This is a genomic window from Cellvibrio sp. OA-2007 (assembly GCF_000953825.1).
GTDB lineage: Bacteria > Pseudomonadota > Gammaproteobacteria > Pseudomonadales > Cellvibrionaceae > Cellvibrio.
The window spans coordinates 326,751-338,568 of record NZ_BBUL01000096.1 but is presented as its reverse complement, the minus strand read 5'-3'; the positions used below and the strand labels follow the sequence as shown (position 1 = coordinate 338,568).

The 11,818-nt window shown below is 44.8% G+C and carries 9 protein-coding genes; 4 read left to right on the top strand and 5 right to left on the bottom strand.

The features are described from left to right. Window positions 1-69 precede the first annotated feature (69 nt). Window positions 70-1,659: a YHYH protein gene (locus tag AWU77_RS18325; protein ID WP_202966672.1), complete on the top strand. Its 1,590-nt coding sequence runs from the start codon at window positions 70-72 to the stop codon at window positions 1,657-1,659. Window positions 1,660-1,756: 97 nt separating this feature from the next. Next, entirely contained in the window at window positions 1,757-2,308 is a 552-nt protein-coding gene (locus tag AWU77_RS18320) for a pyridoxamine 5'-phosphate oxidase family protein (protein ID WP_062066968.1), read from the top strand. 134 nt (window positions 2,309-2,442) lie between these two features. Here the strand turns inward: AWU77_RS18320 and AWU77_RS18315 are convergent, their stop codons facing one another. Together AWU77_RS18315 and AWU77_RS20390 are read right to left on the bottom strand one after the other, a co-directional pair. Beyond that, entirely contained in the window at window positions 2,443-2,940 is a 498-nt protein-coding gene (locus AWU77_RS18315) for a hypothetical protein (RefSeq protein WP_062066827.1), read from the bottom strand. 21 nt (window positions 2,941-2,961) lie between these two features. Further along, entirely contained in the window at window positions 2,962-3,450 is a 489-nt protein-coding gene (locus AWU77_RS20390; RefSeq protein WP_152625401.1) for a hypothetical protein, read from the bottom strand. 579 nt (window positions 3,451-4,029) lie between these two features. Between AWU77_RS20390 and AWU77_RS18300 the strand changes: the two genes are divergently transcribed. After that, entirely contained in the window at window positions 4,030-4,674 is a 645-nt protein-coding gene (locus tag AWU77_RS18300; RefSeq protein WP_202966671.1) for a response regulator transcription factor, read from the top strand. Window positions 4,675-4,692: 18 nt separating this feature from the next. Continuing rightward, window positions 4,693-6,504, top strand: a complete 1,812-nt coding sequence (locus AWU77_RS18295; protein WP_062066814.1) for a hybrid sensor histidine kinase/response regulator — start codon at window positions 4,693-4,695, stop codon at window positions 6,502-6,504. Between the two features lie 101 nt (window positions 6,505-6,605). Here the strand turns inward: AWU77_RS18295 and AWU77_RS18290 are convergent, their stop codons facing one another. From AWU77_RS18290 to AWU77_RS18280, 3 genes are all read right to left on the bottom strand, one after another. Beyond that, a complete protein-coding gene (locus AWU77_RS18290) occupies window positions 6,606-6,938 on the bottom strand; it encodes a hypothetical protein (RefSeq protein WP_062066811.1) in 333 nt (110 codons plus the stop codon). Window positions 6,939-7,148: 210 nt separating this feature from the next. Beyond that, entirely contained in the window at window positions 7,149-8,066 is a 918-nt protein-coding gene (locus AWU77_RS18285) for a response regulator (protein ID WP_062066808.1), read from the bottom strand. A 19-nt stretch (window positions 8,067-8,085) separates the two neighbouring features. Next, window positions 8,086-11,565 carry an ATP-binding protein gene (locus AWU77_RS18280; RefSeq protein ID WP_062066805.1) on the bottom strand — a complete coding sequence of 1,160 codons (3,480 nt, stop codon included), beginning with the start codon at window positions 11,563-11,565 and terminating at the stop codon, window positions 8,086-8,088. Between the last annotated feature and the right edge of the window lie 253 nt (window positions 11,566-11,818).

Sequence of the window (11,818 nt, the reverse complement as noted above, 5' to 3'; positions counted from 1 at the left end):
TTTGTTCGTTTGCGTGGATTGTTTCTTGCTCATGGATCACCTCTGGAGTAAGTTTACTCAGTTTCTAAGGTGTCCGATATTCGCGGTAGGGATCAGCCCTGGTTTTTATGGCTGGCCTATTCTGCGCCTCATTCACCCTTTCATCTGCCTCCGGCCAGTTTGTTAAAACGCACCGAATTAACCGGTACAGCGGAAGATATAGCCGCGCATCACCGCGAATACTATTTGGCGATGATTGAAGCCATGGATACTGAAATAGGGCGTTTGTTATCAGCGATGAGTGAAAGCCAGCGCGCGAATACAATGATTATTTTTATTGGCGATAACGGCACACCGGCAACCGTGGTGGATGAAACTGTATTCAGTTCCAGCCATGCCAAAAACAGTTTGTACGAGGGTGGCATTAGGGTGCCGATGATTGTGGCGGGTAAGGGTGTTGCACGCAGTGCCAGTCGCGAAGCTGCACTTATCAACACAACCGATTTGTTTGCCACCATCGCCAATGTGGCGGGCAACCCGGTGAGCAGTATTAACGATAGTTATAATTTTTCTGGCTTATTCACTGCTAATAACACTGCAACCGCACCGCGCACTTACAATTATTCTGAATTTGAAAGTGCCGAGGTGCAGGGCTGGACGGTGCGTAACCAGCAATACAAATACATTCAATTTCTTAATGGCACTCAAGAGTTGTATGACTTGAATGCGGATCTGGGCGAGAAAAATAATTTATTAAAAACAGCGGGCGATTATTCGCAAGTGGTCGCTGCATTAAAAGCGCAGGGCGATTTAATTCGCAACACCAGTCCCGCAGCAGCAACTGATCTCACCAATAAAACTTTGGTTAACCGCAGTGCCAATTGCGCTGATTATGTTGCAACTTATCGTGCAGATGCACGTGATGTGAAAAACAATAAAGCGTTTCAGGGTGATCTTAAGATCAGTGTGGCGGGTGAAAAATGTATTTTCACTACCAACGAAATTCCCAATCACGACTTTAACGATGGCACGCAAAAATTTGCCAATGATGTGAGTGCACAAAATACCGTATTTGAAATCACCAGCATGCCCGCGTTTGCAGCAAGCACAACAGAAATTAGTTTGTTGGTGGATAACGCCATTTTATTAAATGGCGTAAAAGTCGATTTGCTCGCGGCGGGTTGTTACAACGTGGGTGATGGCAAAGTAGGTTGTAATAATATGGCGCAGCCTTGGCGTTATGATCCTTTATATGCCGCCAATGGTTTTGTGGTAGACAGCCACAATGCGCACGCCCAGCCAGACGGTACCTATCACTATCACGGCGCGCCCAAAACTTTTTATTCCGAAGTGGCCGGTGAAGATGAGTCGCCACTGGTCGGTTTTGCTGCCGACGGCTACCCAATTTACGGCCCCTACATTAATAAAAATGGCGTGCTGCGCAAAGCAGTGCCCAGTTATCGTTTAAAGAGTGGCGCGCGCCCAAGCGGCAATGGCAACCCAGGTGGAACCTACAATGGCCAATTTCGCGACGACTATGAATACGTCGCCGGTTTAGGTGATTTGGATGAGTGCAACGGCATGCTGCACAATGGGGTGTACGGCTACTACATTACCGATGGTTTTCCCTACATCGTAAAATGTTTTAAAGGCACACCGGATAGTTCTTTCAATAAATGACATGCTGATTAATAGCACTCGGATAGCGAGTGTGTTATTTTTTCCTAAGCCGCACCCATCCAGTGGGGCTTTTTTACAGCAGCAAAAGGAGTTAGTGATGGGGAAACGCTATACAGAAATTTCCGCTGAAATCATAAAATTTATTGCCCAGCAAAAAATATTTTTTGTCGGCACCGCAACGGACGACAGCCGGGTAAATATTTCGCCCAAAGGCATGGATTCACTGCGTGTGCTCGATAGCAACCGTGTTATCTGGCTCAATGTCACCGGCAGCGGTAATGAAACCGCTGCACATCTGCAAACCCACTCACGCATGACAATTATGTTCGCCGCCTTTGACGGCGCGCCGATGATTTTGCGTTTATACGGCAATGCAAAAGCAATTCATCACGGTGATCCAGAGTGGAATACACTGTACGCCCGTTTTCCAATAACCCCCGGCGCCCGCCAGATTTTTGATTTGCAAGTCGATCTGGTGCAAACCTCTTGCGGTATGGCTGTCCCATTTTTTGATTATGTGGGCGAGCGCGAGCAATTGACCAATTGGGCGATCAATAAGGGCGAAGATGGCGTTAAAGAATATTGGAAAGAAAAAAATCAGCTAAGTTTAGATGGCAAGCCAACAGGCATGGAAGAGAAGTTTTTTTAATAAAATAGGCATGTCAACTGCGTAAACTGCTTACAGTTTAGTCACATGCTGATTGCATCAATTGGGTGGCGCGATACATATTGTTATATTCGTATGGTGAATTGGCTATCCAGGCCATTTCTATTTCATGAAAATTAAAATGCTTCTTTTTTTACTTCGGCATTAACAATGCGGGCTTTTCCTTTGTGCAGCTCTACCAGATGGAAAAGTGCTTTTTGCATCCTAGATGAAAAGCTTGCGTCTAATGTTTTGTAGATTTCAAAAAGAAATACTGTTTTCTGATTGCTGATGTCATCGTCTTGAGTGGTGCACGGTTTATCACATATTAACGAGAAAGAAATATATTTATCTGTTTTGATAATGCTAATTTTTGATATCTTTTCAATAGGTATAGACTTTTTAATTGTATCCCCACCTAGCGCGTAGGGGAGTGTTAAGAGGCTGATAAATTGGCCATCTATGATATCGTATTTTAGCCTTCCATCTAGATTAAACTCACTTTGTGTTAATATCCAGTCTTTTGTCTCTTCTAGTGTCTGAGCAGTAGCTGTTGTTGTCATAACAATGGTAAACAACAAAATGAATTTATTCATAGTGTTGAAATATCTAATTCTGAGTTTATTTGTTTTCATGTTTTTTATCTGAAAATTTATCTATTTTTTAGGTTTATGGTTGGAGTATAGATTTAATTTAAAGTCTTCTATTACTGAAGGCTCCCAGTCGCGATCAATAAAATCAGTTTGCATATAGCTTTTGCTTAAAACCTTAATTTCATACCTGTAGGCATTTGGTGTTGTGGGTGAAATAAAAAAGGCCACTACTTTATTAGAGTGTGCGCGCGCTTTAATGACTCCCGATGACTTATGCTGCTCAACTACATTCATCTCGACTTTCATTGATGCTAGCGCCGCACTCCAAATTTCTTCATACATTTTTCCTTCTACGCTAAATGTCCTTCCCCCCGGGCTTCCTGGCTGAAGGTCAGCTAAGCTTATAGTTCCTGCGCAGCCATAGAGAAAAACAAAGCCTAGTAACATTGCCTTCCATTTGGTGGGTGAGTTTTTAGTCGGGTATAAATTAAAAACTTTACGAAACCCATTTGTTGTGATTTTGGTAAGAGATCTTCTATTTTGTGCGGTCATATTTTGGCTCACTAACTTTGCATTTGAACCATATAATTCTGCCTCTGGTGCAGCTGGGTGTTAATTTGAAGTTTCCCGCGAATCGTCCATTAACGCTTCCGTCGCCTTCTCCTTTTATATAGTAACTATCCTCTCCGCCGCATACGGCTGAAATTGCCGCGAGTGCATCACGTCTGCGCGATTCTATTAACTGAGTCAGGCCCGCGTTGCAATAACTAATTTCTCCAGTTGCTCCCACTTGCGCTGATGGAGCTCCAAGCGTAGCCTGCTTTTCTTCGGGAGAATAGATATATGGTTTGGCTTGATTGCTAAACAGAGCGCTTCCTCCGGTTGAGCATGCGGATATTAGGAGTATGCTTGCTGAAGTACTTGCGATGAAAAATTTACTAACGATACTGGATTTACATATACGTAAAAAAATTGTCTTCATCTTGGTTGGTTCCAAACTAGGTTTGTAAAATTCTAGGAGTTTGTAGTTATTTTGATGATGATTTGAATGAATTGTAACCCTACCTTGGTAGGGTGAGCCGGAAGTGGAAGTACTGTTAATATCGACCAACAATTAATTGGATGGCCATTGTGACTACCTTGAAAACAGCGCTCGTGATTGATGACCATCCTTTGGTAGCTCGTGGTATTGGAGGTTTTCTAAGGTCCCATTGTGGTTTTGATGAAGTAGATGAAGTTACAGATACTGAAGACGTCTGGCGCTTAATAGATGTTGCGAGCCCGCCAAGCTTGGTAGTACTTGATTTTTGGTTGTCTAATAACGCATCTCTTCAATTGTTGGTAGAGCTGAAGGCGAAATTGCCTAATACGCCGATATTAGTGATGAGTGCTGATGGGGATATGGTTGTTCAGCAGAAAGTTTTCGCGACAGGAGCTCACGGATTTATTCATAAGCAAGAGGCTGGGTCAGTTTTTGTTGAAGTTGTATCTAAGTTGTTGAGCGGAAAAAGATGTTTTGAAAGTTTGACAAAAGAAAATCTGCGTACAGCGCAGTCTAAAGAGTTGTATGTTACTGCTTCTGAGCTTGGTCTAACTGAACGTCAAGGAGAAATTCTTGGAATGATTCTAAAGGGGTTTCCGAATAAACGTATTGCACAACAACTTTCCATTTCGGAACAAACTGTAAAAGAACATGTAAGCGGTATTCTCATTAGAATGGGTGTGGGCAACAGAGTTGAGATTATAACAAAGCTTCGTGGAAAACGACTGGAATAACTATGTGGCTTTCCCTCTATGAAAGATAAATTTGAATTTGCGCATGGTGAGGCTAGTGTTATTCAGCTTAAAGACATTAGTGCCTCTGGCCGCGCGCGTTTGCTAGATATGGCTTTCGCTAGGCTTAGGTTTAGCTTGTTTGTTATGCCCGTAGTAAGTGTGGTCTTTGTTTGGTATTACGGAAAAATTAACGAAGATTACAGAGTGTTAATTTGGTCGGCACTCTATTGTTGCGCTGCATTAGTTACTTTTTTAATTCTTAGGCTTTATCGTGAAGATCAAAAAAAACAGTCTAGTGAGTGGCTCTTAATTACGTGGCTTCCAAGAATTCAGCTTGTTGCCGCTTTTCATGGGCTAGGCTTGATGGTGTTGCTGCCTATGGTTAGCCATACAGCGACAATAGAATTTAAATATTTATTTACGCTTACTCTGGCCGCTATCGTTGCGGGAAATGCCACACACCAAGCGCCAATGCTTAGTGTTTTTAATTGCTTTTTGATTTTCAGTTGGCATTGTACTGTGTTATTGATGCCCTGGTCATTTTCGTCTCATTGGCAATTTATTATGCCGCTTTCTGTGCTTTATGGAATAGGAATGTTTAAACATGCTCTAACTTCGCACCGTTTTTTCGTCAGAATGATTTGGCTTGAAGAAGAGGGCTCGCGTTTGGCCGAAAATTTTAAGCTCGCCAAGAATGCTGCGGAGACCGCGCTTAGTGATAAGAATCAATTTCTCACTACCGCTAGTCATGATTTACGTCAACCTATGCAGGCAATGGGCTTTCTAATTGAATCCATTATTCGGCGCAATATTGATGCAGGCCTAAAACGGTCGTTAGATGATTTGAAGCAAAGTGTACGCTTGGCGACACAAATGTTTAATTCGTTGCTTGATCTGTCGAGAATTGAGGCCGGGGCTGTAGATATAAAATTGCGGCCTGTAAATCTAAATTCATTAATTGACGATATTGCATTAATTTTTCGTGAAGAAGCGGTAAATAGAAATCTTGACTTAAGAACTTGGAATAGAAAAGAAAAGGTATTTGTAATTGCAGATGAAACTTTGTTGCGCCAATCAATCACCAATCTGATGCACAACGCTCTACGTTACACGAAAAAAGGAAAAATTTTGATAGCAACTAGAGTGCGAGGAAGTTGCTGGGAAGTTGGGGTGTGGGATACAGGAATGGGTGTTGCTATTGATGATAAAGAACATATTTATTCACCGTTTTTTCGTAATGAGCATGCGTGGCGCATTGATAGTGCAGGGCATGGCCTGGGCTTGGCGGTCGTGGCACGTAGCGCTAAGTTCATGAATGCTACTTATGGCTTTACCTCAAGCGAAGGGCGCGGCTCGCATTTTTGGCTGCGGTTACCTGCTGCGAATTCGATAGATTTTAGTCCTCAAGGTTTAGCTGTAAATAATCTATTTGAAGAGATTAAAGATTTTTCACGATTAACGGGTTCATGTTTAATTATTGATGATGATCCTCATGTATGTGTTGCGTGGGAGTCGCTGCTCTGGTCGTGGGGGGTGCGTACTAAATGCGCACCGTCGGGTGCTCTTGCATTGGCCGTTATACAGGCCGGGTTTCAGCCGCAAGTAATTTTCTGTGATCAGCGTTTGCGCTCTGGTGAAAGTGGTTTTGATGTTTTGCGTAGCTTATTGCATCTATATCCGGAAGCTCACGGCGCGATGATAAGTGGTGAGTTTAACTCGCGTGAGTTGGAACATGCAGAAAGTGAAGGGTATTTGGTGCTTCATAAGCCTTTAGAGCCTGATCAATTGTACGCAATCTTGTCTAGGTGGTTGCAGCTTAAACAAAATTGATTAGTGCTCGCTAAAATTTTGCATGGCGGGCTTAACGTTGGTTGTAATTTTGACGGGAGTTGTTGTTTCGGGTTCTAGCGTAAGCCGATTCCCTTTGATTATTAAGCTGATAAAGGTACTGGTTGGAGATCAACTGTTTTTGAGGGTGCGTTCGAGGCCGTCAAGGATAAGGTAAAGTCCTGCAATCCGTTGTGCGCACCGTCGATAAGCTGTTCAGAAAGCGCCCGCAGGTAGGGGTATTTATCAGCGGGAATCATCGGCAGAAAGCTCTGGGCCGCTTCACGATATTCGGACGGATCGACAGGGGAGTTCGACACCTGCAGTGTAAATCCGTAAATATGATTGTCGAGTGCATTCCATGCATGATCTGCCATCGCATGTGAAATACCTGGCAAGCGCAGCAACACACCGCTGCGCGGCGGGACAGTTTGCAAGTTGCGGCTTTGTGGTTTTGCCTCGTAAAAGCTTTCCGCAAAACAGGAACTTAAAAACTACCGCTTAGCTCCTTAGAAAATAGGAGCTCAGAAGTAATAAATATGTTTTCATGTAGGAATTTTATCTAGCCTTGGGAGATTTTAATAACTTGACGGAATGACTTCAAAGGTACTGACATTAACCTACAGCAAGCGCCACGGTTACCCTACCTATCCACGCGATATGCATTTGATCGCGACGGCGGCTGCTGACGTTCTATTTTCTACACCTAATTTTTTAAATATCTGCTCCAAGTGTTTATTCACCGTGCGGGGGCTCATTTCTAAAATTTGGCCGATTTCGCGGTTGGTTTTGCCGTTGGCGATCCATAACAACACATCGGCTTCGCGGCCGGTTACGGCAAATTGTTGTTTGAGTGATTGGGTATCATCTGCCGGTTTGGGTGGGTTGGTGAGGCGCAGTAAATATTCTTTGCCGTCGATTAAATTTAACATTTCCACACTCAATTCTTGCGTGAGCTGTTGCAGTGGCAATTGCCGACCGGTCTCCGGTTTGTGGCTTATCCACTCGCGCAATTGTTGGCTAATAGTGTGTGTGAGCGCGATGGAGTCGGCGGTTGCGCCAGCGCCGTCCAGTAATTGATATACCTGTGGGGTGGCCCAGACCAGTTGACCGTGCAAGTCGATGGTAAATAAATATTGCCCGGCAGTATCCAGTGCGGCGCGCGCGCTTTGGGTGATGCGTGCATTGGCTAGGTGCACCCGCATGCGCGCCATTAATTCTTCCGGGTTTATGGGTTTTGTTACATAGTCCACTCCGCCCGCATTTAAACCCATCACCACATGTTCGGTATCGCTCAGGCCGGTCATAAAAATAATTGGTACATCGGCGAGTTGTGGATTAAGTTTTAATTGACGACAAGTTTCAAAGCCATCCATGTTCGGCATTATGGCGTCGAGCAAAATAATATCCGGGCGAATATTTTTGGTGATGGTGAGCGCCTGTACGCCTTCCAGTGCGACTAACACCGTAAAGTTGGACTCTTCCAATACATCATTCAGCATATGAATGCTGTCTATCGCATCATCTACCACTAATACAACTTGCGACTGGGCTTTAGTGTTCATTGCAATTTACTCGTGGTTTTTACTCATCATGTTCTTGAAGGGATTCTGTCATCAATTCTTCTGTTGATTCAGCGTCATCGGTATCTGCGTCAATCAGCGCTAATATTTTTTCAAACTGAAAATTGTTGGTGAGCTTGGTTAATTCCTGAAGAAATGCCGGATGCGCGGCACCGGTTTGTTCCAGTTGTTGAATTTTGTCTTGCAGGCCTTTTTTATGGCCGATACTGGCGAGCTGGGCTATATCATCCAGATGTTGATCAGCGGGTAATTCAAGTGCGCCAATAAGCTGTGCCTGAGGTGTAATTACCTCTTGTTTTTCATAACACCACACCAGACTTAACAGCCGACCAATATGATCCAACAACACATCAATACGCACTGGTTTTATCACATAAGCGTCGTGTAGTGGGGTGATTTCGGTGTTGTTGTGTGCGGGTAAATCCTTACCTTCGCTGGCATCGGCAGACACCATAATGATCGGTGAGTTAAAGCCCGTCTCACGCAATTGTTTGGCCAGCTGCCAACCATTAAGGCCGGGCATGGAAACATCCAGCATAATCAAATCAGGGCGATTGTTATTATCGATTTCCTGTTCGAGGCGGCTTAGCGCGAGCAGCGGATTATCTAATTCGATAATGTCAAAACCGAGTGGCGTCAACATGGCGCGCATAAGTTGGCGATGAGATGCTTCGTCATCTACCAACATAATTCTGCGCACCGCACCTTTATAACCGTAAATGGTTTGTACCGGTGCAGTGATAAATTCCGCTTTCGGTGTGCTAATACTCGACAGCATTAAACTGGCTTTAAAGGTGCTGCCACTGCCAAGGGTGCTGGTTACAGAAATGTCGCCGCCCATAATTTCACTGAGTAAGCGGGTGATGGTTAAACCCAGCCCGGTTCCTGTTGCGGTCGAACCTGCGCGACGCACGCGCTCAAATGGGCGAAAAATCCGTTCTATATTTTCTGGTGCAATACCTTCGCCGGTATCGCTAATGGTAAATTCGGCAACCTGACTGCGATAGCGCAATTTAAACATTACGCTGCCTTTTTCGGTGTATTTAATCGCGTTGGATAATAAATTAATTAAAATTTGGCGCAGGCGTTTTTCGTCGGTGCGGACAAATTCAGGTAAGCGATCTTTGCACTCATAAATAAACGCGAGCCCCTTGGCCTCCGCTTGCAGGCGAAACATGTGGACGAGCTGTTCCATTAATACGGCAATGCGTACTTGATCCTGATGTAAATCCAAACGGCCTGCTTCGATTTTGGAAATATCCAACAAGCCTTCAATTAAATCTGCTAGATGCTCACCGCTGCGGCGAATAACACCCAATGCATCTTTGCGATGGGTGGGCATGCTTGGATCTTTTTCTAATAATTGTGCGTAGCCGAGCACTGCATTGAGCGGTGAGCGCAATTCGTGGCTGATTCCGGTGAGGTAGCGGCTCTTGGCTTGGTTGGCGGCTTCCGCTTCTTCTTTTGCGGTTTGCAATGCGCGGTCGGTGCGTTCATGTGCTTCAATTTCTTCCATTAATAAGCGTGTTTGGCGTTGCGATTCCTCTTGTGCAACTACGCGGCTTTCGTGGGCTAATACAAATAACCAACTCACCACACCGGTAATAATCACCAGTAAGAAAAAGACTTTCCATAAGGTGGCTTCCAATAAAGCTGCAGTTTCCGGTGCATCAATCGGTGTTTGAAAATAAATGAGCGACAAGAGTATTGCCGAAAGCCCATTGATAAACAGCACTAAAACCGCAAAGTGACCTACGCGAGAATTAATATTGGCGGTGATCGATTTCGGTAAAAAGACTTTAAAAAAATTACTCAGCTGAGTGGAGTAATTTGCACCGGGTTTACAGTAATCCTGACAGCGCGCATCTAGTGAACAACAGAGCGAACAAATGTGCCCAGCGTAAGCGGGGCAGTAGGTCATATCTTCCGTTTCAAATTTATGTTCACAAATACAGCAGGAAATAGTGGCGTGGTCGCCATCGCTGTATTCGGCATCATCCATCACATTGACCACGGGGCGAGCGAGGTAATAGCGGCCGCCTGTGATAAATGCAATCGCAGGAGCACAGATCAGTGCTAAACCTAACGCAATAAAATGGGAAAGTGCTTGCGCGATATCGCCAAAAATTCCAGTGTGACAAATAATGCCAACGACTGAGGCAATTAACATAGAACCAACCCCAACGGGATTGATGTCGTACAAGTGAGCACGTTTAAATTCAATATGTTTGGGGCTGAGGCCGAGTGGTTTGTTGATCACCAAATCTGCCACCAGTGAACCGAGCCAGGCGACGGCGACTATGCCGTAGAAACCGAGTGTCTGTTCCAGTGCGCGATAGACGCCAAGTTCCATCAACAATAATGCAATCGCAACATTAAACACTAACCAGACTACGCGGCCCGGGTGACTGTGAGTTAAACGCGAGAAAAAATTCGACCAGGCAATGGAACCGGCATAAGCGTTAGTCACATTAATTTTTAATTGACTCAGGATGACAAAAATACCGGCGATGGATAAGGCCACTTCCGGTGAGCTGGCGATATAACTGAAGGCCACCATGTACATGCGTGTCGGGTCGGCGGCTTCGGTGATACTAATACCGTGATTTAACGTGAGCACCGCGAGAAAGGAACCTGCGAGAATTTTAATTGCGCCAATCACAATCCAACCCGGGCCACCGGCAATTAATGCCGCCCACCAGCGCAAACGGGTGTGAGGTTTGGGTGCAGGTAAAAAACGTAAAAAGTCTACTTGCTCGCCAATTTGTGCAATCAATGAAAAAATAACGGCGGATGCGGCACCAAACAATAAAATATTAACGCCTTCGCGGAGGGCATCTTGTGCCTGCAGGCTGCCGGAAAATGCTGTCCAACTTTCTACTGCGCTGGCATCGGCATAAATAATAAAAACAAACGGTAATAGTTGCAGAATAATCCACAGCGGCTGGCTCCATAATTGGAAGCGACTAATAAACGTAATGCCGTGGGTCACCAGCGGAATGATCGCCAGCGAGCTGATTAAATAACCCCATGCGAGTGGAATGCCAAATAATAAATCCAACGCCATCGCCATAATCGCGGCTTCGAGTGCGAAAAAAATAAAGGTGAACGATGCGTAAATCAGCGAGGTGATAGTTGAGCCTATATAACCAAACCCTGCGCCGCGGGTAAGCAAATCTATATCAACCCCGTATTTTGCGGCGTAATAGCTGATAGGAATAGCGGTGAGAAAAATAATGAGGCTGACCGCCATGATGGCAGCAACGGCATTGTTAAAACCGTAATGCAAGGTAATAGCGCCGCCGATGGCTTCGAGTGCGAGAAAAGAAATTGCACCTAGTGCAGTTGTGGCTACCCGTGCAGCAGACCAGCGCCGTGCGCTTTTGGCGGTGAAACGCAGCGCGTAATCTTCCAGGGTTTGGTTGGCAACCCACTGGTTGTAGTTGCGGCGCACGCGAAATATATGCTGCTTGGCAGTCATGGAATACCCGTTAAACAGTCTGTTCGTCCGGGAACGTCTCGTTGATTAAAAGTGAGTGGTTTTTATTCGCGCTTTATATTTGCGCGTTATTTGTGTGCATTTATGCACTTATGGTTTCTTTCTTGGTGCGTTTTTGTTGCTGTGAAATCAATTTATATACTTACTGCTGGCGTTTAAACACCTACCGTCAATCTCTACTCAATTGCTGTACCAACATTATGGGGCGCTGAAATTAAGCTGTTTCAGGTTTTAT